The organism is Sphaerisporangium sp. NPDC005289, assembly GCF_040607455.1.
Taxonomy (GTDB): domain Bacteria; phylum Actinomycetota; class Actinomycetes; order Streptosporangiales; family Streptosporangiaceae; genus Sphaerisporangium; species Sphaerisporangium rhizosphaerae.
In genome coordinates this window covers 191713-213448 of record NZ_JBEXGS010000007.1, presented here as the reverse complement: position 1 = coordinate 213448, position 21736 = coordinate 191713, and the positions used below count along the sequence as shown (strand labels likewise).

Genomic DNA, 21736 nt, shown 5'->3' with positions numbered 1-21736 from the left:
ACGGCCGGTGGACGGTGGACGCGGGCATGGGGGGCCGACGGTGCTGGTCCTGGGCGGGACCGGGGAGGCGCGGGGGCTGGCGGCCGAACTGGCCGGCAGGCCGGGGACGCGGGTGGTGTCGTCCCTGGCCGGACGCGTGAGCGATCCCAAGCTGCCCGAGGGCGAGGTGCGGGTCGGTGGGTTCGGCGGACCCGAGCGCATGGCCGCCTGGCTGCGCGAGCGGCGGATCGGCGCCGTGGTGGACGCCACGCACCCGTTCGCCGCCCGGATCACCGCCTCGGCCGTTCAGGCATGCGCGGCGGCGGGCGTGCCGCTGCTGGTGCTCCGGCGTCCGGGATGGATCGAGGGCCCGGGGGACGACTGGCACTGGGTGGCGTCGCTGGAGGAAGCGGCCGGGACGCTGCCGGCCCTCGGCGGGCGCGTCTTCCTCACCTCGGGCCGGCAGGGGTTGCCGGCCTTCGCGGGCCTGGACGAGCTGTGGTTCCTCATCCGCACCGTGGACCCGCCCGAGCCGCCGCTCCCCCGCCACCATCACCTCCTGCTCGACCGCGGCCCCTACAGCCTGGACGGCGAGCTCTCCCTGATGCGCGCCCACCGCGTCGAGGTCCTGGTCACCAAGGACAGCGGGGGGACCATGACCATGGCCAAGCTCGCGGCCGCCCGCGAACTGCGGTTGCCCGTCGTCGTGGTACGGCGCCCTCCCCTGCCCCTCCCGGCCGGTGACACGCAGGTCACCGGGACCGTGGAAGAGGCCATGACCTGGCTCGACGACCTCCCCGATCCCGGTCCGGGTGAAACCGAACACTGACCACCCCGCGACGACGACGCTCGCCCCCCTCCTCGCCGCTGGCTCAGGAGCTCAGGCCGAGTGACACCGAGAAGTGACCCGGACCGGACCGCACCCGCCCGGCTGTCCGCTCCGGCTCCGGCTTCCCGGCTCAGGCGGGGTAGCGGCGTGGGGTGAACACCACCGGGCGACCGTCCCGCTCGGCGATCCGGGTGGTGGAGGAGCCGACCACCAGCAGGCAGCGCATGTCGACGTCGGCCGGGTCCAGTTTGGCCAGCGTGGTGACGCGCAGGCTCTCGCCAGGCCCGCCGACGTCCCGCCCGACCACCACGGGGGTGTCGGGCGCGCGGTGCTCCAGCAGCAGGTCGCGGGCCGCGCCCACCTGCCAGGTGCGGCTGCGCGAGGCCGGGTTGTAGATCGCCAGCACCAGATCGGCGCGCGCCGCGGCGGTGACGCGCCCGGCGATCACCTCCCACGGCTTGAGCCGGTCGGAAAGCGAGAGCACGCAGTAGTCGTGCCCGAGCGGCGCGCCGGCCCTGGCGGCGACCGCCTGCGCGGCCGTCAGCCCGGGGACCACGCGCACCCGCACCCCCGCGAACCGGGGTTCGCACGCCACCTCCAGCACCGCGCTCGCCATGGCGAACACGCCGGGGTCGCCGGAGGACACCACCGCGACCCGGGCGCCGGACCGCGCCATCTCCAGGGCGTGCGCGGCGCGTTCGGCCTCGGCACGGTTGTCGGTGGGGTGACGGCGCTGGCGCGGGTTCGGCGGGACGCGGTCCAGGTAGGGGCCGTAGCCGACCAGGTCGTCCGCGGTGGCCAGCGCGTCCTGCGCCTCCGGCGTCAGCCACGACCGTCCCGCCGGCCCCAGCCCGACCACGACCACCTCTCCGCGAACCGCCTCCCCATGGGGCGCCTCTGGCGCGGACGCTCCGGCGGCGCGAGCATGGGTACCGGTGCCCGGGCTCACGGTGTGGCCCCGTTCGGTGGTCCGGGTGAGGGAGGCGCTGGCGCGGCTGGGGATGACGGCGATGGAGAAGTAGGGCACCTCGGCCGGATCCACCTCGGCGAGCGGAGCGATCCGCTGCCGGTCGGTGCTGGCCCGCTCGACGTACCAGGCCTCGCCCAGCCGCCCGGCCCGGTCGAGCGCCTCACGCACGGCGGGGAAGGTGCGCCCGAGCTTGAGGATCGCGGCCGACTCGCTGGCGGCGAGCCGCTCGGCGAGGACGTCCGGCGGCAGGGTGCCCGGCAGGACGGTCAGGGCCTCCTCCCCCTCGACCAGCGGACGGCCGAGCGCCGCCGCCGCCCCGCTCATCGACGTCACGCCGGGGACCACCTCGGTGAGGTAACGGTGGGCCAGCCGCTTGTGCAGGTGCATGTAGGAGCCGTAGAAGAGCGGGTCGCCCTCGCACAGGACGACGACGTCGCGTCCCGCGTCGAGGTGCGCAGCCAGCCGTTCGGCGCAGACGGCGTAGAAGTCGTCGATGGCGCCCCGGTAGCCGCCGGGGTGGTCGGTGGTCTCGGTGGTGACCGGGTAGATCAGCGGTTCCTCGACCTGGTCGCCGCGCAGGTACGGCTCGGCGACGCCGCGGGCGATGCTGCGGCCGTGGCGCGCGCTGTGGTAGGCGACCACGTCGGCCTCGCGCACCAGCCGGGCGGCCTTCACCGTCACCAGCTCAGGGTCGCCGGGGCCGAGCCCCACGCCCCACAGGCGCCCGGGTGCCGCCGGTGCGGCGTCCCGCGATGGGCCGGAGTCGTTCATGCGCAGCTCACTCTTCCTTGCTCGCGATCGCGTTGACGGCGGCCGCCGCCATCGCGCTTCCACCCCTGCGGCCGTGCACGACCAGGTACGCGAGGTCGCCGCCGTACTCCGTCAGGGCCTGTTTGGACTCGGCCGCGCCGATGAACCCGACGGGGACGCCGAGCACGGCGGCGGGCCGGCCCGCCCCCTCCCGCAGCAGTTCGAGCAGCCGGAACAGCGCCGTCGGAGCGTTGCCGACGGCCACCACGGCGCCGTCGAGCCGGTCGCGCCACAGCTCCAGTGCCGCGGCACTGCGCGTGGTGCCGAGCCGAACGGCCAGTTCAGGCACCCGGGCGTCGCCGAGCGTGCAGATCACCTCGTTGCCGGCGGGCAGGCGCCGGCGGGTCACCCCGGAGGCCACCATGGCGGCGTCGCACAGCACCGGCGCCCCGGCGAGCAGGGCCGCCCTGGCGCGGGCCACGACGCCCGGGGACCAGGCCAGGTCGTCGACCAGATCGACCATGCCGCAGGCGTGGATCATGCGGACGGCCACGCGGGCGACGTCCCCGGGCAGTCCGGCCAGGCGGGCCTCCGCCCGGATCGTCGCGAACGACCGCCGGTAGATCTCGGCCCCGTCCCGCACATACTCGATCACGACCGACCCCCACCGTCCGCGCCCGGGCCGCCGTTCCCATCCCCGTCCGAGCTGCCCTTCCCGTTTACGTGCGCGTATGGGGCGCTATTTCCCTTTTCGTCCCTGCTCTCGCTTCGGCTGTCGGACGGGCCGCCGTCAGCGTGCCGGTCGGCGTCGCCGTGCTCCGGGCCGCGGTCGCGGCCGGCGGAGTACAGGTGGCTGTCGGGGAACTCGGAGGCGGTCAGGACACCGCCCACGACGATCACGGCGGTGCGGACGACCCCCGCTTCGGTCACCTTCGCGGCGATATCGACCAGGGTGCCGCGCAGGACGAGTTCGTCGTCGCGGCTCGCCCGGGCGACCACGGCCACCGGGCAGGCGGCGCCGTAGGCGGGGATCAGCTCCTCCACCACGGCGGCGATCCGCTGGACGGCGAGGTGCAGCACCATCGTGGCGCGGCTGCGCCCCAGGGTGGCCAGATCCTCCCCTTCGGGCATCGGGGTCGCGCGGGCGGACGTGCGGGTCAGCACGATCGTCTGCCCGACGCCGGGCACCGTCAGCTCGCGCCTGAGCGAAGCGGCGGCGGCGGCGAACGCGGGGACGCCGGGGGTCACGTCGTACGGCACGCCCGCGGCGTCCAGGCGGCGCATCTGCTCGGCCATCGCGCTGTAGATCGACGGATCGCCCGACTGCAACCTCGCGACGTCCAGTCCCGCCGCGTGGGCGCTCAGCATCTCGGCCACGATGTCGTCCAGCGTGAGCCGGGCCGTGTCGACCAGCCGGGCCCCGGTGGGCGCGTACGCGAGGAGCTCCTTGGGCACCAGGGAACCGGCGTACAGGCACACCGGTGAAGCGGCGATCAGGTCGCGCCCGCGCACGGTGATGAGGTCGGCCGCACCGGGCCCGGCTCCGATGAAATGCACCGTCACGCCGTCGTTTCCTTTCCTTCCCGGCCGGAGCCGGACATCTGTGTGGTCTTCGCGCTCTTCCTCGCCCGGCCGCCGGCCGTCGCCCGTGGCTCCCCACCCGCGGCCACGCCCCCTCGCGCGGTCATGGGCGGACGGCCGTCCACAGGGTGACCGGGAGGGCGGGCCGCCAGGCGGTGAATCCGCCGAGCCCCCCGGCGCGCTGGACGGCGATGCGCGTCAGCTCGCCGCCCACCTTCGCGTGCCAGGACGCCACCACCGCCTCCGACTCGACGGTCACCGCGGTGACCACGATCCGCCCGCCGGGACGCAGCGCGGCCCAGCACGTCTCGACCATGCCCGGGACGGTCGCGCCGCCGCCGACGAACACCGCGTCCGGCGGGTCGAGCCCTGCCAGGGCGGCCGGCGCCGTGCCGGTGACGATCCGCAGGCCGGGCACGCCCAGCGACGCGGCGTTGCGCGCGATGCGCGCGGCACGGTCGGCCCGGGCCTCCACCGCGACGGCCTCGCAGCCTGGGGCGGCGCGGCTCCACTCGATCGCCACGCTGCCCGCGCCCGCGCCCACGTCCCAGAGCAGCCGTCCCGGCAGCGGGGCGAGCAGCGCCAGCGTCACCGCGCGGACCTCCCGCTTGGTGAGCTGCCCATCGTGCTCGTACGCCTCGTCGGGCAGGCCGGCGACCGGGGAGAGGGGCACCGGCGGGGCCGCGTCCGGATCGGCTCGTACTTCTAGAGCGACGATGTTCAGCGCGTCCACGACGGTGCACCACCCGCCCGCGCCGGCTGCCTCGGTCGCTGTGCCGGTGAGGGTGCGCTCCGCGGGACCGCCGAGCCGTTCGAGGACGGTCATCACGGTCGCGCCGTACCCGCGGTCGCGGAGCAGGCGCGCGACCAGGCGCGGGGTCGCCCCGTCCGCGCTGAGCACCAGCACGCGCCCGCCCGGCCACAAAGAGCGGTTCAGCGACTCCACCGGCCGGCCGACGAGGCTGACGACACCGGTGTCCTCGACCGGCCAGCCCATCCGGGCGCAGGCCAGCGAGACCGACGAGGGATGCGGCAGCACGCGCACCCGGCCGGCGCCGAGCAGCCGGACGAGCGTCGTGCCGACCCCGTGGAACATCGGATCGCCGCTGGCCAGCACGCACACCTTCCGGCCGGCGCGCCGCGACAGGACCCCAGGAACGGCGGGCAGCATCGGCGAGGGCCAGGCGACGCGCTCGGCGCCGGTGTCCGGGATGAGCGCGAGCTGCCGGACGCTGCCGATGAGCACTTCGGCGGCGGCCACCTCGGCCCGCGCGGCGGGTGACAGCCCGTCCCAGCCGTCGGCGCCGACGCCCACCACGACGACCGGCGGCACGCTAGCGGCGGGCACCGGCCACCAGCCTCGCGGCCAGGTACGGACTGCCGGCCCAGTGCAGGTGCAGGTAGGAGGCCGCCAGCCGGGGACCGCCGTACCCGTCGGCGCCACCCCGCCACCGGAACAAGGGCTCGCGCGCCGCGCCGGGGAGAGGCGCGGACGCCATCCCGGAGAGAGGGGTGGGCGTCGCCCCCTTCGGGGAGGAGTCCGCCGAGGTCACCGGGCCGGCGGCGGGGGTGATCCGTGTGCGGTGGAACTCGTGCCCCCGGTAGCGTTCGCCCTCGCGGGTCACCACCGAGTCCCGCACGGCCACGGCGGCGCGGTAGCCGAGCGTCAGCCGGTCGGTCATCGCGGCGGTCGCGTCCACCAGCCCGCACATGGGACGCCCGTCCAGTTCGCGGCACAGGTAGAGCAGCCCCGCGCACTCGGCGACGATGGGCCCGGCGAACGCGGAGATCGCGCGCCGGAGCGGCTCGTTGGCCGACAGCTCCGCCGCGTACACCTCGGGGAAGCCGCCGGGCAGCAGCACCGCCCGCGTGCCCGCCGGCAGGCGCTCGTCACGCAACGGGTCGAAGGGGACGACGATGCCGCCCGCCGCCTGGACCAGCTCCGCCTGCTCGGCGTACCCGAACGTGAACGCCTTCCCCCCGGCCACCGCGACCACCACCTCCGGGGCCGGCGCCCCGTCCTGGCCGCGCATGACGCCCGGCGCCGGCACCCCGTGCAGGCCGCCCGCTACGCCCGGCACCCCGTCCACGTCGCGCACCCCGCCCCGCGCTGATGCCACGTCGCGGATCACGTCCCGGGACGCGTCCACGTGCGAGGGATGAGGTCGTGCGGCGAGCGCTTCGTGGAGGTTCGCGGCGAGAGCTTCGTGGGGGTTCCATGGGGAGGCGGTGAGCCGGGGCGCGGTGTGGGCGAGGCGGACCAGCGCGGCGAGGTCGCAGGTGGCGGCGACCAGTTCGCCCATCGCGGCCACGGCCTCGGTGGCGGCGCCGGCCCGTTCGGCCGGGGGGATCAGGCCGAGGTGCCGCGCGGGCGTCGCCACCACGCCGGTGCGCGGGATGGCCCCGAACACCTCCACGCCGGTCTCGGCGAGCGCGTCCCGGCAGATCCGCTCGTGGCGCGGGGAGCCGACCCGGTTGAGTACCACCCCGCCGACCCGCACCCGCGTGTCGAAGGACATGAAGCCGTGGACCAGCGCCGCGACGGACCTGCCCTGCCCGGACACGTCCACCACCAGCACGACCGGCGCGTCCAGCAGCCGGGCGACATGCGCCGTCGACGCCAGATCCGTATCCGCGCCGGCCACGGCCATAGGGCCCCTCCCACCGCCCACGCCGGTCATGAGATCCGTGCCCGCGCCCGTGCCTGCGCCAGTTCCCACACCTGTGGCCGTGCCCACACCCGTTCCCAGGCCTGTGGCCGTGCCCACACCCGTACCCGTGGCGGTGGCCGTGCCGGCGCCGGGAGTGGCAGGGCCGGCGCCGGGTGTGGCGGAGCCGTCGAACAGGCCCATCACGCCTTCGATGACGGCGATGTCCGCCCCGGCGGCCCCGTGGAGCAGCAGAGGGGCGATCAGGTCCTCCCCCACCAGCCACGGGTCCAGGTTGCGCCCGGGCCGCCCCGCCGCGAGGGCGTGGTAGCCGGGGTCGATGTAGTCAGGTCCGACCTTGTGCGGGGAGACCACCAGGCCCTTGGCGGTGAACGCCGCCATCAGCCCGGTCGCCACCGTGGTCTTGCCCGCGCCCGAGGACGGAGCCCCGATCACCAGACGCGGGAGCGCGGTCACCATTCGATGCCCTTCTGGCCCTTCTGTCCCGCGTCCATCGGGTGCCGGACCTTGCCCATCTCGGTGACCAGGTCGGCGATCTCCACCAGGCGCGGATGGGCGTTCCTGCCGGTGATCACGACGTGCTGCGTGCCCGGCCGCGCGGCGAGCGCGGCGGCGACGTCCTCGGCGTCGATCCAGCCCCACGTGAGCGGGTAGGTGAACTCGTCCAGCACGTACAGCCGGTAGGTCTCGGCGGCGAGATCCCGTTTGATCTGCTCCCAACCCTCGCGGGCGTCGGCGGCGTGGTCCTCCTCGGCGCCGGGCTTTCTGACCCAGGACCAGCCGTCGCCCATCTTGTGCCACGCCACCGTGCCGCCCTCGCCGGAGGCGCCGAGCACCGTCAGGGCGCGCTCCTCCCCGACGCGCCACTTGGCGGACTTGACGAACTGGAACACGCCGATCGGCCAGCCCTGGTTCCATGCCCGCAGTGCCAGCCCGAAGGCGGCCGTGGACTTCCCCTTGCCGGGGCCGGTGTGGAGGAGCACGAGCGGCCGGGCGCGGCGCTGCCGCGTGGTCAGGCCGTCGTCCGGCACGCGCTCCGGCTTCCCCTGAGGCACCTCATGCCACCTTTCCGGCCGTCGCGGCCACGGTCGTCGCGGCCACGGAGCGGGTGTTCTCCGCCCGCCCGCCGCTTGCCCGGCGCCGCATGTCAGGCGGCCCTGCGTCGTTCACGGACCAGATCCCGCAGCCCTCCGGCCGCCAGGTCCTCCAGCCGTACGGCCTCGCCGCCGAGCAGCCCCGCGAGGCGCACGGCGAGCCCGAGCCGCACCGGGCCGGTCTCGCAGTCCACCACCACGGCGGCGACGCCCTTGAGCAGCGCCGCGGACCGCCGCACGTCGGCGTCCGTGCCGCTGGTGGCCCGGCCGTCGGTGACGATCACCAGCAGCGGCCGGCGCGAGGGGTCGCGCAGTCGTTCGGCGCGCACCACTCCGGCGGCCCGGCGCAGCCCTGCGCCGAGCGGGGTGCGTCCCCCGGTCGGCAGATCGCGCAGGCGGGCCGCCCCGGCCTCCACCGACGAGGTCGGGGGCAGCACGAGCTCGGCTCCGGCGCCGCGGAAGGTGACCAGGCCGACCTTGTCGCGGCGCTGGTAGGCGTCCAGCAGCAGGCTGAGCACGGCTCCCTTGACCGCGCCCATACGGCGGCGGGCGGCCATCGAGCCGCTCGCGTCCACGACGAACAGCACGAGATTGCCCTCGCGGCCCTCGCGCACCACCTCGCGCAGGTCGGCGGGCCGCACGACCAGACCCGGCCCGGTCCTGCCGCGTTCCCGCTGGTAGGGCGCCGCGGCGCGGAGGGTCGCCGTCAGGTGCGGCGTGCCGAGCCGGCCGGACGGCGCGCGCGATCCGGTGACGCGTCCGTGCGATGTGCGGGCGCGGGACCGGCGTCCGGGAGCGCCTGTGCCGAGGCCCGGCACGGTCAGCGCCCGTACCCGGTACGGCTCACCCGCCGGCGTCGTCCGCTGCTCTCCGGTCGCACCGCGTCCGGACCGCCCAGGCGCTTCCTGCCCGTCCGGGTGCTCGGAGGCGGACCCCGTACCGGCCATTCCGGTACTGACGTCCTGCCGCCCCGAGTCATCGAGGTCGGAGGCGGTCTCCCGGTCGAACCCCGATCCCTGGTCGGGACGGGACGCGTGGTCGGCGCCGTAGCCGTCCTGGCGGGGATCGGCACGGTGAGCCGGTCCGGCGCCGGGATCCGGGCCGTAGTCGCCGTCCGGACGGGCGGCGGGATCCGGGCCGGAGCCGCCATCCGGGCCGGCGCCGGGATCGGGGTCGAGGTCCGGGTCGGAGTCGGGATCGAACGCGGAGCCCGGGTCGGGATCGCGGTCCGGGTCCGGGTCCGGATTCGGGTCGGGGTCCGCGTCGGCGGCCGCCGCGCGGCGGAGCAGGTCGTCGAGTTCGGCCTCGTCCAGGCCGGGAGCGTCGAACGGGTCGCGCCGGCGGCGGTGCGGCAGGGCGAGCCGCGCGGCCTGCCGGATGTCCTGCTCGGTGACCCGGGTGTCCCCCCGCCAGGCCGCGTGCGCCACGGCGGCGTGGGCGGTGATCAGGTCGGCGCGCATCCCGTCCACTTCCAGGCCGGCGCAGACGGTGGCGATCCTCCGCAGAGCGGCATCGGTGAGCGTGACCCGCCCCAGGCGGTCGCGGGCCTCGGCGACGCGCGCGGCGAGCGCCCGCTCCGCCTCCCGCCATCGTGCGGCGAAGCCCTCGGGGTCCTCCTCGTACGCCAGCCGCCGGCGCACCACCTCGGCCCGCTCGGCCGGGTCCCGGGAGGCCACGACCTCAACGGTCAGTCCGAACCGGTCGAGAAGCTGGGGACGCAGTTCCCCCTCCTCCGGGTTCATCGTGCCGACGAGGATGAACCGGGCCGCGTGCCGGACCGACACGGTGTCGCGCTCGACGTAGCAGGTGCCGAGCGCCGCGGCGTCCAGCAGCAGGTCCACGAGGTGGTCGTGCAGCAGGTTGACCTCGTCGACGTACAGGACGCCCCGGTGCGCCGTCGCGAGCAGGCCCGGGTCGAATGCCTTCACCCCTTCGGTCAGCGCGCGTTCGAGGTCCAGCGATCCGACGAGCCGGTCCTCGGAGGCGCCGACCGGCAGCTCCGCGAGCCGGGCGGCCCGCACGAGCGCGCCCGGCCCTTCGACGTCCGGCGTCCCTTCGTCGTCGCGCCGCCCGTTGTCGCGCGGCCCTTCGTCGTCGTGCCCCCCGTCGTCGCGCGGCCCTTCGGTGTCATGCACTCCTTCTGTGTCGTGCGGCCGGTCGGTGTCGTGCGGCCCGTCGGGGCAGCCGGGGTCAGGCGCGGCCGGGTCGCAGGAGAAGCGGCATCCCGCGACGACCGCGACCGGGGGCAGCAGCGCCGCCAGGGCCCGCACGATCGTGGACTTGGCCGTCCCCTTCTCCCCGCGGATGAGCACGCCGCCCGTGCGCGGGGACACCGCGTTGAGGATCAGGGCCAGCTTGAGGTCCTCGTGCCCCACGACCGCGGTGAACGGGTAGTGGAGGAGTCCCTCGGCCGTCATGGGCCGGTCCGGCATGTGTCGGTGTCCTTTCGGCGGCGCGCCCCAGCGGGCCGCCGGCTCGGGTCGGCGCTTGTCGTTCTCGTCGACTACAGCGCGGGCGCGCGACGCGGAGCGAGCACCCGGTCGGCGAGCAGGCCGAACGCGAGCCCGAGGCCGCTCCACAGGACGGCCTGGATGCCGACGGACGCCAGCCGGAACCTCCACAGCAACACGGCGGGGAAGTCAGCGGGCACCTCCTCGACCCCGGGCATCAGCAGTCCGGCGGCGGTGACCGCGACCAGGAAGGCGACCACGGCCAGCACCGTCGCGTCGCCGTTCCCGAAGCGAGGGGCCAGCCTCCGGCCCAGCGACACCGCCGCGACCGCGAGGAGCACGGCGATCAGGACGAACACGAAGTACAGCGCGGTACGTCGCCCGATGGTGGCGGGATCGCCGACGGCCGGCGGGTTCGCCGGGTACTTCAGGAACGGGACCAGCTCGACCGCGACGAACCCGGCCGCGGCCAGCAGACCGGCCGTGACCCTGGGCGTGAACGCCCCGAGCCGTCCGTAGGCGAAGGCGAACACGAGCGCGAAGACGCCTCCGACGGCCAGGCCGTAGACGCCGACCGCCGTGGCCAGGCCCACGGTCGACTGGACGGCCCGGCTGAACGGTTCTCCGTGGTCGGTGTCCCCGGCCGCATCGGCGTGCGCGTGCGGAGCGAGGTCCGGCGCGGGGAGGGCTCCGGCGGCCGGCGCGAGCGCGTGGCCGGCCTGACCCGCGTGGGCGTGCCCCTCCAGGGCGACCGCGGCCCCCACCTGGGGCTCGCCGAAGATCCAGGCGAACACCAGGGCGAGGGCGGCGGCGACGAGGCCCGCGAGCATGCCGCGGACCAGCAGGTTCTTCACCATGCCGTTGCCGGTTCCCGTGTCAGTGGCAGGGGAAGCCGAGCAGGTGACGACCGTCGTGCACGAACTCGTGGACGGTGTTGCCGGAGATCAGGGAGGTGGCCCCCTGCTCCGCGCCGACGAAGTACAGCAGGGCGAGGGCGAGCACTCCGGCGAAGACGGCCCACGGCAGCAACTCCCGGAGGGGAATGCGAACGGGGATGCTCAGCGGAGCGGACGGGGAATGCGAAACGGCCTGAGCCATTTGTCGTGCCTCCTCGGGATCACGCGTCCCATGCGGGGTGGCGGTGACGACGGAGGGTCTGACTCCCGGCCCGAAGGGACCGGTCACAGTGGCGCGGCCGTGCCAGAGTCTCGCTGGCTTCCCCACACCGTCAACAATGTCGGTTGGACGCTACGCGTGAACCATGGTCCCGTCAATGGGGCGAAGAGTGACAATCGCCCCTCTTATGCCACAGAGAGGATGCAGTGTCATCCCGACTTATCCTGATTTGTCATGGTTTCACGGACTCGCTCCAGCGAGCCGCGTTCCCTCTCGACGACGAGGAACTCAACGCCCGCGGACGACAGGAAGTGACCCGCGCCGTCCCCCTCCTCACCCAGACCGGCACCCTCCCCAACCCGAGCGACGCCGCCGGGATCGCCCCAGGTACGACCCCCGGGACCGTCCCGGGCACGACCGCCGGAGCCGCCCCGGGCACAGCCATCGAGGTCACCTCTGATACGGCCTCAGGGGCGACCACCGAGAGGCTTTCGGGCGCGACCACCGAGAGCAGTTCGGGCACGACCACCGAGGCCGTCCCGGGCACGACCGCTCCCCTGCGCGGCCCTGCGGCACGCCGGCGGGACGTCGTGCTGTGCGGCCCGGCGGTGCGGTGCCGGCAGACGGCGGCCGGGCTCGGCCTGACCGCCGTGGTCGACCACGGGCTGCGCGACCGTGACGCCGGCCGGTGGGCGGGGCGGACGCTGGCCGAGATCCAGGCCCGGGAGCCCGAGGAACTGGTGGCCTGGCTGACCGACCCCGCCGCCGCCCCGCACGACGGGGAATCGGTGCTCGCCCTGATCGAGCGGGTCACCGCCTGGCTGCGCACGGCGCACGGCGAGGGCGGTGGCGCTGGCGGTGATGGCGGTGGCGGTGATGGCGGTGGCGGTGGCGGTGATGGCGGCGGCGGGAGGATCATCGCGGTCACCCATCCGGACGTGATCAGGGCCGCCCTCGTGCACGTGCTCGGCGCGCCCCCGGAGACGTTCTGGCGCATCGACGCCGAGCCGCTCACCAGCGTCCGCCTCACCTCCCACGCCGGCCGCTGGCGCCTCCGCCTCCCCCGCCCGGCCTGACAGACCGCACCGCCCCACCTCCCGAACGGCCGCCTCAGCCCACCCCGCGATCCGTGGAAATCCCCAGGCGCCGCGCGGACTCAAGCGTCGAAGTCGACGGTGACGTCGGGGGACAGCGGGATGGACTGGCAGGTCAGCACGTAGCCTGCCGCCACCTCGGCGGGTTCGAGGGCGAAGTTACGGCGCATCTCCACCGTCCCGTCGGTCACCTTGGCGCGGCAGGTGCCGCACACGCCTCCCTTGCAGGCGAACGGCAGGTCGGGCCGGACGCGCTGCGCCCCCTCCAGCACGGTGAGGCCCGGCGGCAGCGGCATGGACGTGGCCCGGCCGCCCAGGACGACCGTCACCTTGGCGACCGCCTCCTCGGGGACCCCCGCGACCCGGCGGGCCGGCGGTGGCGGCGGCTCGTCCACGTAGAACAGCTCGTGGTGGACGCGCTCCGGAGCGACGCCCAGCTCGGCGAGCACCGCCTTGGCGTCCTTGACCAGCCCGTACGGGCCGCAGAGCCACCAGTGGGCGACGGCCGGCACGTCGGTCAGGGCGGGGAGCAGCAGGCGGAGCTTCGGACGGTCCAGGCGGCCGGTGAACAGCTCGGGCTCTCTGGGCTCCCTGGACAGGACGTGCACGACCTGGACGCGGGCGGGCGCGGAGTCCTTCAGATCGGCCAGTTCCTCCCCGAACATCACCGTTCGCGTCGTGCGGTTCCCGTAGAACAGCGTCACCGACGACCCAGGCACCGTGAGCACGGACGACGCGATCGACAGCACGGGGGTGATCCCGGAACCGGCGGCGACGAACACGTGGTCCGCCGGGCGGGACAGGTCGGCGGTGAAGCCCCCGGTGGGCGGCAGCACCTCCACCTGTTCCCCCGGCCTCAGGCGGCGCACCAGCCGGGTGGAGAACAGCCCGTCGGGGATCTCCCTGACCCCTATGCGCAGCGGGCCGCCCGCCGGCGCGCAGATGGAGTACGAACGCCGCTCCTCGCGTCCGTCCACGAACGCGCGCAGCGTGAGGGACTGGCCGGGGAGGAAGGCGAACTCCTCCGCCAGTTCGCCGGGCACGTCGAAGGTGATCGCGGCGGCGTCCTCGCACAAGCGATCCACCCGTGCCACCCGCAAAGCGGCGAACCGCCCCCTGCGCCGCCGCCGCCCGCCGTCTCCGGCCGCTCCGCTGCCGGGCATGTCACAGCTCCTTGACGTGCTCGAAGGGCTCCCGGCACGTGCGGCACCGCCACAGGTCCTTGCAGGCGGTGGACCCGAACCGGGACACCTCCTCGGTGTCGCCGGACCCGCAGCGCGGGCAGCCGACGCGCCGCCGGACCGGGCCGAGGGTCAGCGGCACCGGCCCGCTCCGCCGCGCAGGGGCCTGGCCGGGCGGCGCGACGCCCGCGTCGGCGAGCCTGCGCCTGCCCTCCTCGGTGATCCAGTCGGTGGTCCAGGCCGGGGTGAGGACGGTGCGCACCTCGACATCGGCGTATCCGGCGGCGCGCAGAGCGGCGGACAGGTCGGCCCTGATGGCCGCCATCGCCGGGCAGCCGCTGTAGGTGGGGGTGACGGTGACGACGACGCTTCCGTCACCGGTCTCATCGACGCCGCGCAGGATGCCGAGGTCGTCCAGAGTGAGCATGGGCAGCTCCGGGTCCAGAACGGCCCGCGCGACCTCCCACGCGCTCGGCGCTCCCCGTCCCGGCGCCCCTGACCTGGCTCGCGGGCTCACCATGTCGCCCCCTGGTGGGCGCGGGCGACGCTCTGCAGTTCGTCGAGCAGGCGGGTCAGGGCCGGAGTGTGATCTCCGTCGCGCCCCCGCCCGAGCCCGGAACCTGCGACCGTGGTGGAGGGCCGGGTGAGGGTGGCGGCCGTGAGGACCTGGCCGATGACGTCGTCGAACTCCTCGCGGAGGGTGGCGGGGTCGACGCCGGCGCCCGCCCGCGCGAGCCGCGCCTCGACCTCGTGCGGGACGAACAGCTCCGCCACATCCGGCCACACGGCCGCGAGCCCCTCGGTGACGCGCTCGCGGGAGTACGGCGTGCCGTCGCCGAGCCTGACCACCCAGCCGGCGGCGTAGTCGCGGTGGTAGGCGACCTCCTTCACGCCCTTGGCGGCGACCGCGGCCAGCACCGGGTCGCGAGAGCTCGCGAGCCGGTCGAGCAACGCCAGCCGCCAGGTCGCGAAGACCAGCAGGCGGGCCATCTCCTGCCCGAAGTCGCCGTTCTCCGCCTCGGCGAGCCGGACGTTGCGGAACTCCTCCGGGCCGCGCAGGAAGGCCAGCGCGTCCTCGTCGCGTCCGGAGCCGTCGGCGGCGCCCGCGCGGGACAGCAGCAGGCGGGCCTGCCCGAGGAGGTCCAGCGCGATGTTGGCCAGCGCCACCTCCTCCTCCAGCTCGGGGGCGTGCGTGCACCACTCCTGGAGCCGGTGCGACATGACCAGCGCGTCGTCGCCGAGCATCAGGCAGTAGGCCGACAGGTCGCCGGCGTCCACACCGCCGGGCAGCCGGGTGTCCACACCGGCCAGCGGGTCGGCGAACCCGGTCCCGTACGCCCAGCGGGGGTCGTCCGCGTCGTTGATCGCCTCATAGGCGTCGGCCAGGGACGGCTCGCGAGGATCGCCCGGAAACGGCTCGTGAACGCCGGCCGACGACGGAGCGCGGACGTCCGCCGACGACGGGACGCGCACATCGGACACGGACGGGACGCGCACATCGGACGCGGACGGGACGCGGACGTCGGGCGCGGAGGGTTCACGAGGGTCCGGCGTGGCGGATCCACGAGGGTCCGGCGTGGCGGAGGCTTCGGAGGACATCGTGGCCTCACATGTGCGGGACGTCGTCGGGCAGGGTGTAGAAGGTCGGATGCCGGTAGACCTTGTCGCCGCTCGGCGCGAAGAACGGGTCCTTCTCGTCGGGGCTGGTGGCGGCGATGTGGTCGGACCGGACGACCCAGATGCTCACGCCCTCGTTGCGGCGGGTGTAGAGGTCGCGGGCGTGGCGCAGCGCCGTCTCGTCGTCGGCGGCGTGCAGCGAGCCGACGTGGACGTGGTTGAGCCCTCGCTTGCTGCGCACGAACACCTCGTACAGCGGCCAGTCGCTCATGCCCTCGCCTCCGCCCCCGCGGCCGTCCCGGCGTCCGCGCTCGTCGTCCCGGCGTCCGGGGCGGTGCGGCGTGCGGTCTTGCGGGCGTGGGCGACGGCGGCCTCGCGGACCCAGGCGCCGTCCTCGTGCGCGGAGCGGCGTACGGCGACGCGCCGCGCGTTGCAGGGCCCGTCGCCGCTGATCACCCGCTTGAGCTCCGACCAGTCGACCGGACCGAAGTCGTGGTGGCCCCGCTCGGGGTTCCAGCGCAGCTCGGGGTCGGGCAGGGTGACGCCGAGCACCTCGGCCTGGGGCACGGTCATGTCGACGAACCTCTGGCGCAGCTCGTCGTTGGTGTGCCGCTTGATCTTCCAGGCCATGGACCGCGCGGTGTTGGGCGAGGCGTCGTCCGGCGGCCCGAACATCATCAGGGACGGCCACCACCACCGGTCCACCGCGTCCTGCACCATGTCGCGCTGGGCGGGGGTGCCCTTCATCATGGTGAGCAGCAGCTCGTATCCCTGCCTCTGGTGGAAGGACTCCTCCTTGCAGATGCGGATCATGGCCCGCGCGTAGGGGCCGTACGAGCTGCGGCACAGCGGCACCTGGTTGCAGATGGCCGCGCCGTCGACCAGCCAGCCGATCACCCCGACGTCGGCGTAGCCCAGCGTCGGGTAGTTGAAGATCGAGGAGTACTTCTGCCGCCCCTCGATGAGCATCGCGGTCAGCTCGGAGCGGTCGGCGCCGAGCGTCTCGGCGGCGGAGTAAAGGTAGAGCCCGTGCCCGGCCTCGTCCTGCACCTTGGCGAGCAGGATGGCCTTGCGCCGCAGCGTCGGCGCGCGGGTGATCCACTCGCCCTCGGGCTGCATGCCGATGATCTCCGAGTGGGCGTGCTGGGCGATCTGCCGGATCATGGTCGCGCGGTAGCCGTCGGGCATCCAGTCGCGCGGCTCGACGCGGCGGTCCTGCTCGATCGTCCGGTCGAAATGCCGTTGGAGGTCAGCCATCTACCGCCACCCCTTTACCGAACATTCGGTCAGTTATCAGTCTCGCTCAGCGATCCGTCACGCGCAAGGCCGCACCTCGGGGCGGGCATGCCCGGCACCGGCAGGCGATCAGCCATCGCGCCGGGCGACCAGCGTGAGCACGTCGTACTTGGCCACCGACGAGCCGTCCTGCTTGGTCACGTCGGCGTCCCAGCGCACCTCGCCGTGCCCGGCGCCCTCGCGCGGGTCGATCTGCTTGGCGGTCAGGGTGACCGTCAGCTCGTCCCCGGGATAGACCGGGGTGAGGAAGCGCAGGTTCTCCAGCCCGTAGTTGGCCAGCACCGGCCCGGGGTCGGGGTCGACGAACAGGCCCGCGGCCAGCGAGACGATCAGGTACCCGTGGGCGACCCTGCCGTCGAAGAACGGGTTGGCCCTGGCGGCCTCCTCGTCCATGTGGGCGTAGAAGGTGTCGCCGGTGAACTCGGCGAAGTGCTCGATGTCGGCCAGGTCCACGCGGCGCGGCCCCGCGACCACCGTGTCGCCGGGGCGCAGGTCCTCAAGGTGCTTGCGAAACGGGTGGACGTCGGTCACCGTGCGCTCGCCGCCGGGCACCCAGCGGCCGGTGATCGCGCCGAGCATGGACGGGCTCGCCTGGACGGCGGTGCGGTTCATGTGGTGCAGCACCCCGCGGACGCCGCCCATCTCCTCGCCGCCGCCGGCCCGCCCGGGGCCTCCGTGGACCAGCACCGGCAGCGGGGACCCGTGCCCGGTGGACTCCTTGGCGGCCTCGGCGTCCAGCACGAGCAGGCGTCCGTGCCAGGGGGCGGCGCCGAGCACCACCTCGCGGGCGAAGTCGCGGTCGCCGGTCACCACCGAGCCGACCAGGCTGCCCTGGCCCCGCGCGGCCAGCTCGACCGCCCGCGCGGCCGAGTCATAGGGCATGAGCGTGCTGACCGGGCCGAACGCCTCCACCTCGTGCGGCTCGGGGCGGTCGGCGTCGTCCACCCGCAGCAGCAGCGGCGAGATGAACGCCCCCCGCTCGGCGTCCGCGCCGACGACCTCCACCCGCTCGGGATCGCCGTACACCACCGAGCCGGCCGGGATCAGGGCCTTGAGCGCGCGGCGGACCTCCTCGCGCTGTCCGACGCTCGCGAGCGCGCCCATGCGCACCGACGGGTCGGCCGGGTCGCCGACCGTGACCTTCGCCAGCCGCGCGGCGACGGCCTCGGCCACCGCGTCCAGCGACTCGGCCGGGACGAGGGCGCGCCGGATGGCCGTGCACTTCTGCCCGGCCTTGACGGTCATCTCGGTCACGAGCTGCTCGACGAACAGGTCGAACTCGGCGCCGCCCGGCGCGGCGTCCGGGCCCAGGATCGAGCAGTTCAGCGAGTCGGCCTCGGCGTTGAAGCGGACCGACCGGGCGGCGACGACCGGGTGGGTGCGCAGCTTCTGGGCGGTGGACGCCGAGCCGGTGAAGGCGACCACGTCCTGCTCGGTCAGGTGCTCGAACAGGTCGCCCGCGCTGCCGCACACCAGTTGCAGCGCGCCCTCGGGCAGGATGCCGGAGGCGATGATCAGCTCCACCAGCCGCGCGGTGACGTAGGCGGTCTGCCCGGCCGGCTTGACCAGCGACGGCATGCCGGCCACGAACGCGGGAGCGAGCTTCTCCAGCGGCCCCCAGACGGGGAAGTTGAAGGCGTTGATCTGCACGGCCACCCCTCGCAAGGGCGTGTAGACGTGCTGGCCTGCGAACGACCCGCCCTTGCTCAGCGGCTCGACGCCGCCGTCCAGGTGGACGGTCGCGTTGGGCAGCTCGCGGCGGCCCTTGCTCGAATAGGAGAACAGCGCGCCGATGCCGCCGTCCACGTCGAAGCGGGAGTCGTTCAGCGTCGCGCCCGTGCGCAGCGACAGCGCGTACAGCTCGTCCCGGTGTCCGCGCAGGTGGGAGGCCAGCGCCTTGAGCAGCGCGGCGCGCTGATGGAAGGTCAGCTCGCGCAGGGCGGGGCCGCCCGTGCGGCGTCCGTACTCCAGCGCGGCGCGGAAGTCGACGCCCGCCGAGGAGATCCTGGCGACCTCCTCCCCGGTGACCGCGTCGTGCAGCGGGGCCCCCTCGTCGCGCGAGACGTGCCAGGAACCGGTGACATAGCTGCTGAGCGGGGCCATAGCCGACCTCCCCATCGAGGAACACCATGCGGGCCGTTCGCCAGGATGGTAACCCCGCGCCGCCCGGGCGCAGGGAGCCGTGACGGCACGGCGACCCATGGGCTCCTACCCACTCTCCGAGCCGCACGACACTCTTGACAGCAGGTGAGCTGTAACCCTTAACTGACGACAAATCCGCATCAACCGGCCATTCGGTCAGTACCGTGGGCGGTGACGGCTCGCGGCGCCCGCAGGACGGCGGCGCCCACAGGACGCTCCGGGCGGCCGGGAACCTTCGACACGGTGGCGACCGGACGAACGGACGAACGGAGCGGGCTCGGTGAGCAGCCTTCGACACACGGCGGGCCCCGACGACCCCGGACGCCTGGAGCCGGTCGAGCGCATCGGCCAGGACGAGCTGCGCGCGCTCCAGCTGGAACGCCTCCGGTGCACGCTCCGGCACGCCTACGACAACGTGCCGTTCTACCGCCGCTCGTTCGACCGCGCCGGGGTGCGCCCGGAGGACTGCCGCACACTGGCCGACCTCGCCCGATTCCCGATGACCACCAAGCACGACCTGCGGGACAACTACCCCTTCGGCATGTTCGCCGTCCCCCGTGAGCAGGTGCGGCGCATCCACGCCTCCAGCGGCACGACCGGCCGTCCGACGGTGGTCGGCTACACCGAACGCGACCTGTCCACCTGGGCCGACCTCGTCGCCCGCTCGATACGCGCCGCCGGCGGCCGGCCCGGCGACATCGTCCACGTCGCCTATGGGTACGGGCTGTTCACCGGCGGCCTCGGCGCGCACTACGGGGCCGAACGACTCGGCTGCACGGTGGTGCCGGTGTCGGGCGGCATGACGGCCCGCCAGGTGCAGCTGATCATGGACTTCGAACCCGGCGTCATCATGGTCACGCCCAGCTACATGCTGGCCCTGGTCGACGAGTTCGAACGGCAAGGCGTCGACCCGCGTTCCACCTCGCTGCGCATCGGGCTGTTCGGCGCCGAGCCGTGGACCGAGCGGATGCGCCAGGAGATCGAAGAGCGCCTGGACATCGACGCGCTGGACATCTACGGACTGTCGGAGGTCATGGGTCCCGGCGTCTCCCAGGAGTGCGTGGAGACCAAGGACGGCCTGCACATCTGGGAGGACCACTTCTACCCCGAGGTGGTCGACCCGTTCACCGACGAGGCGCTGCCGGACGGCGAGAAGGGCGAGCTGCTGTTCACCTCCCTCACCAAGGAGGCCCTGCCGATCATCCGCTACCGCACCCGCGACCTGACCCGGCTGCTGCCCGGCACCGCGCGGCCGTTCCGGCGGATGGAGAAGGTCACCGGCCGCAGCGACGACATGATCATCCTGCGGGGGGTGAACGTCTTCCCGACCCAGATCGAGGAGATCGTCCTGCGCGTCCCGGGGCTGTCCCCGCACTTCCAGCTCCTGCTCACCCGCCGGGGCCGCCTGGACCACATGACCGTGCGGGTCGAGGCCCGTCCCGACTGCCCGGCCGAGCGCCGCGACCTCGCGGCCGCCGAGGTGGTGGCGACCGTACGGAACACCATCGGCGTCGGCGTGGAGTGCGCGGTGGTCGACCCCGAGACCCTGGAACGCTCGGTCGGCAAGCTGCGCCGCGTGTTCGACCGCCGCCACGAGAACACCGCGCCGTCGGACGCGCTCAAGCCTGACGACGGGAAGGGCCGAGGCGCGGCCTTCTGAGATACTTCCAGCGATGACCACCGCCCGCGTCACGCCGCCCCGCCGGGGCCGTCCCGGCTACGACCTCGAGTCGCTGCTGGCCGTCGCGGTCAAGGTGTTCAACGAGCGAGGGTACGAGGCCACCAGCATGGAAGACCTCTCCCGCAGGCTCGGCATCACCAAGTCGGCGATCTACCACCATGTCTCGGGCAAGGACGAGTTGCTCCGCCTGGCCGTCGACCGCGCGCTCGACGGCCTGTCCGAGGCGGCGCGGGAGACCGCCGCCATGGAGGGCCGCGCCATCGACAGGCTCGAGCACCTCGTGCGCCGCAGCGTGCACGTGCTGGTCGAGCGCCTCCCGTTCGTCACGCTGCTGCTGCGGGTGCGGGGCAACACCAAGGTGGAGCGCCGGGCGCTGGCTCGCCGCCGCGAGTTCGACCACATGGTGAGCGAGCTGGTGCGGCAGGCCGAGGCCGAGGGGGACGTCCGTCCCGACGTGGACCCCGCCATCGCGAGCCGCCTGCTGTTCGGCCTGGTCAACTCGCTCACCGAGTGGTACAAACCCCGCGGCGGCCTGGGCGCCGACGCCCTCGCCGAAACCATCAGCAAAATAGCCTTCGACGGCCTCCGCCAACCCTCCGCCGCCCGGGGGAAATAAACCACCTGACCTCTCCTTGGGCCCCGCCCCCGCGACACGGCCCGGGACTCGGCGGTCAGCAGGTGGTCTCCGCAGAGCGGGCAGCGCGCGTTCTGCCTGGTGAGCAGCCGGAGCGTGTACCCGTCGATGGGAGGTTCGACCTCGCCGAGCTGCTCCCGACGACCTAACACTCAACCCTTCACGTCCCCGGCACCGAAAATCTGTAGTGGCTGAAGTAGACATCCGTGACGGGTGGCAGTAGTGTTCCTGACATCGCAAGGAACGAATCCACCAGGGCAGAGCAGGACGTAGGCATCACGACGAACTGCCCGGACGAGCGTGGATAGCTGGAGACAAAGACGACGCAGTGAAGAGGGGCAGAAGGTCGGACGTGCCAGGGCCGAGCGGTTGAAGGGTCCCGGCCGTGGACGCGCTGCCACAGCAGTCAGGTAGTGAACGGGTAACGAGTGACAACGTCGGACGTGCCAGGGCCAGCGGTAGGTGAAGGGTCCCGGCCGTGGACAAAGCAGCTGCGGCAAGGAGTACACAGGCAGAAGGTCGGACGTGCCAGGGTCGAGCGGTTGAAGGGTCCAGGCCGTGGACGCGCTGCCACAGCAGTCAGGTAGTGAACGGGTAACGAGTGACAACGTCGGACGTGCCAGGGCCAGCGGTAGGTGAAGGGTCCCGGCCGT

The 21736-nt window shown here is 74.0% G+C and carries 19 protein-coding genes and 1 riboswitch; of the genes, 4 read left to right on the top strand and 15 right to left on the bottom strand.

Annotated features, from left to right (window positions below; genetic code table 11):
- Window positions 1–7 precede the first annotated feature (7 nt).
- Window positions 8–808 carry a cobalt-precorrin-6A reductase gene (locus tag ABZT47_RS15030; protein ID WP_354841113.1) on the top strand — a complete coding sequence of 267 codons (801 nt, stop codon included), beginning with the start codon at window positions 8–10 and terminating at the stop codon, window positions 806–808.
- Window positions 809–938: 130 nt separating this feature from the next.
- Here ABZT47_RS15030 and ABZT47_RS15025 read toward each other — a convergent pair whose 3' ends face one another.
- From ABZT47_RS15025 to ABZT47_RS14985, 9 genes are all read right to left on the bottom strand, one after another.
- Entirely contained in the window at window positions 939–2549 is a 1611-nt protein-coding gene (locus ABZT47_RS15025; protein WP_354841110.1) for a precorrin-2 C(20)-methyltransferase, read from the bottom strand.
- Window positions 2550–2556: 7 nt separating this feature from the next.
- Window positions 2557–3183: a precorrin-8X methylmutase gene (locus ABZT47_RS15020; protein WP_354841107.1), complete on the bottom strand. Its 627-nt coding sequence runs from the start codon at window positions 3181–3183 to the stop codon at window positions 2557–2559.
- On the bottom strand, window positions 3180–4091 hold the full coding sequence (cobM, locus tag ABZT47_RS15015; protein ID WP_354841104.1) for a precorrin-4 C(11)-methyltransferase: 912 nt from the start codon (window positions 4089–4091) through the stop codon (window positions 3180–3182). Before cobM ends, ABZT47_RS15020 begins: the two co-directional genes overlap by 4 nt.
- 121 nt (window positions 4092–4212) lie before the next feature.
- Window positions 4213–5457 carry a precorrin-6y C5,15-methyltransferase (decarboxylating) subunit CbiE gene (gene cbiE, locus ABZT47_RS15010; RefSeq protein ID WP_354841101.1) on the bottom strand — a complete coding sequence of 415 codons (1245 nt, stop codon included), beginning with the start codon at window positions 5455–5457 and terminating at the stop codon, window positions 4213–4215.
- Complete coding sequence (locus tag ABZT47_RS15005; protein ID WP_354841099.1) at window positions 5444–7237, bottom strand: cobyrinate a,c-diamide synthase; 1794 nt, start codon at window positions 7235–7237, stop codon at window positions 5444–5446. Before ABZT47_RS15005 ends, cbiE begins: the two co-directional genes overlap by 14 nt.
- Window positions 7231–7833 carry a cob(I)yrinic acid a,c-diamide adenosyltransferase gene (gene cobO / locus ABZT47_RS15000; RefSeq protein WP_354841096.1) on the bottom strand — a complete coding sequence of 201 codons (603 nt, stop codon included), beginning with the start codon at window positions 7831–7833 and terminating at the stop codon, window positions 7231–7233. Before cobO ends, ABZT47_RS15005 begins: the two co-directional genes overlap by 7 nt.
- A gap of 92 nt (window positions 7834–7925) precedes the next feature.
- A complete protein-coding gene (locus ABZT47_RS14995) occupies window positions 7926–10304 on the bottom strand; it encodes a VWA domain-containing protein (protein ID WP_354841093.1) in 2379 nt (792 codons plus the stop codon).
- Window positions 10305–10375: 71 nt separating this feature from the next.
- The gene (locus ABZT47_RS14990; protein ID WP_354841090.1) at window positions 10376–11179 is read right to left on the bottom strand and encodes a CbtA family protein; all 804 of its coding nucleotides are present in this window, start codon (window positions 11177–11179) and stop codon (window positions 10376–10378) included.
- 19 nt (window positions 11180–11198) lie between these two features.
- Window positions 11199–11420: a CbtB domain-containing protein gene (locus ABZT47_RS14985; protein ID WP_354841087.1), complete on the bottom strand. Its 222-nt coding sequence runs from the start codon at window positions 11418–11420 to the stop codon at window positions 11199–11201.
- 33 nt (window positions 11421–11453) lie between these two features.
- Window positions 11454–11601, bottom strand: a riboswitch (cobalamin riboswitch).
- Window positions 11602–11749: 148 nt separating this feature from the next.
- Here ABZT47_RS14985 and ABZT47_RS14980 point away from each other — a divergent pair.
- Window positions 11750–12514 carry a histidine phosphatase family protein gene (locus tag ABZT47_RS14980; protein ID WP_354841084.1) on the top strand — a complete coding sequence of 255 codons (765 nt, stop codon included), beginning with the start codon at window positions 11750–11752 and terminating at the stop codon, window positions 12512–12514.
- 80 nt (window positions 12515–12594) lie between these two features.
- Here the strand turns inward: ABZT47_RS14980 and paaE are convergent, their stop codons facing one another.
- The 6 genes from paaE to paaZ form a co-directional block, all read right to left on the bottom strand.
- Window positions 12595–13695 (bottom strand): 1,2-phenylacetyl-CoA epoxidase subunit PaaE, encoded by a 1101-nt coding sequence (gene paaE / locus ABZT47_RS14975; protein WP_354841081.1) that lies wholly within the window; start codon window positions 13693–13695, stop codon window positions 12595–12597.
- A gap of 1 nt (window position 13696) precedes the next feature.
- Window positions 13697–14233 carry a 1,2-phenylacetyl-CoA epoxidase subunit PaaD gene (gene paaD / locus ABZT47_RS14970; RefSeq protein ID WP_354841078.1) on the bottom strand — a complete coding sequence of 179 codons (537 nt, stop codon included), beginning with the start codon at window positions 14231–14233 and terminating at the stop codon, window positions 13697–13699.
- Window positions 14227–15099 carry a 1,2-phenylacetyl-CoA epoxidase subunit PaaC gene (gene paaC / locus ABZT47_RS14965; RefSeq protein ID WP_354841484.1) on the bottom strand — a complete coding sequence of 291 codons (873 nt, stop codon included), beginning with the start codon at window positions 15097–15099 and terminating at the stop codon, window positions 14227–14229. The genes paaD and paaC overlap by 7 nt, the downstream gene beginning before the upstream one ends.
- A gap of 220 nt (window positions 15100–15319) precedes the next feature.
- A complete protein-coding gene (gene paaB / locus ABZT47_RS14960; protein WP_354841075.1) occupies window positions 15320–15601 on the bottom strand; it encodes a 1,2-phenylacetyl-CoA epoxidase subunit PaaB in 282 nt (93 codons plus the stop codon).
- Window positions 15598–16587 (bottom strand): 1,2-phenylacetyl-CoA epoxidase subunit PaaA, encoded by a 990-nt coding sequence (gene paaA / locus ABZT47_RS14955; protein ID WP_354841072.1) that lies wholly within the window; start codon window positions 16585–16587, stop codon window positions 15598–15600. Before paaA ends, paaB begins: the two co-directional genes overlap by 4 nt.
- A 108-nt stretch (window positions 16588–16695) precedes the next feature.
- Window positions 16696–18729: a phenylacetic acid degradation bifunctional protein PaaZ gene (paaZ, locus tag ABZT47_RS14950; protein WP_354841069.1), complete on the bottom strand. Its 2034-nt coding sequence runs from the start codon at window positions 18727–18729 to the stop codon at window positions 16696–16698.
- Between the two features lie 319 nt (window positions 18730–19048).
- On the opposite strand from paaZ, the gene paaK reads away from it, so the two are divergent.
- Both paaK and ABZT47_RS14940 read left to right on the top strand, forming a co-directional pair.
- Window positions 19049–20428, top strand: a complete 1380-nt coding sequence (gene paaK, locus ABZT47_RS14945) for a phenylacetate--CoA ligase PaaK (RefSeq protein ID WP_354841067.1) — start codon at window positions 19049–19051, stop codon at window positions 20426–20428.
- Window positions 20429–20441: 13 nt separating this feature from the next.
- Entirely contained in the window at window positions 20442–21065 is a 624-nt protein-coding gene (locus ABZT47_RS14940) for a TetR/AcrR family transcriptional regulator (protein ID WP_354841064.1), read from the top strand.
- Window positions 21066–21736: the final 671 nt, after the last annotated feature.

Bases quoted from the DNA above. Each gene is read 5' to 3' on its own strand.
- paaB (WP_354841075.1), bottom strand. From the start codon at position 15,601: ATGAGCGACTGGCCGCTGTACGAGGTGTTCGTGCGCAGCAAGCGAGGG.
- paaZ (WP_354841069.1), bottom strand. From the start codon at position 18,729: ATGGCCCCGCTCAGCAGCTATGTCACCGGTTCCTGGCACGTCTCGCGC.
- paaE (WP_354841081.1), bottom strand. From the start codon at position 13,695: ATGCCCGGCAGCGGAGCGGCCGGAGACGGCGGGCGGCGGCGGCGCAGG.
- ABZT47_RS14995 (WP_354841093.1), bottom strand. From the start codon at position 10,304: ATGCCGGACCGGCCCATGACGGCCGAGGGACTCCTCCACTACCCGTTC.
- ABZT47_RS14985 (WP_354841087.1), bottom strand. From the start codon at position 11,420: ATGGCTCAGGCCGTTTCGCATTCCCCGTCCGCTCCGCTGAGCATCCCC.
- ABZT47_RS15025 (WP_354841110.1), bottom strand. From the start codon at position 2,549: ATGAACGACTCCGGCCCATCGCGGGACGCCGCACCGGCGGCACCCGGG.
- ABZT47_RS14990 (WP_354841090.1), bottom strand. From the start codon at position 11,179: ATGGTGAAGAACCTGCTGGTCCGCGGCATGCTCGCGGGCCTCGTCGCC.
- ABZT47_RS14940 (WP_354841064.1), top strand. From the start codon at position 20,442: ATGACCACCGCCCGCGTCACGCCGCCCCGCCGGGGCCGTCCCGGCTAC.
- paaA (WP_354841072.1), bottom strand. From the start codon at position 16,587: ATGGCTGACCTCCAACGGCATTTCGACCGGACGATCGAGCAGGACCGC.
- ABZT47_RS15005 (WP_354841099.1), bottom strand. From the start codon at position 7,237: ATGGTGACCGCGCTCCCGCGTCTGGTGATCGGGGCTCCGTCCTCGGGC.
- paaD (WP_354841078.1), bottom strand. From the start codon at position 14,233: ATGGTGAGCCCGCGAGCCAGGTCAGGGGCGCCGGGACGGGGAGCGCCG.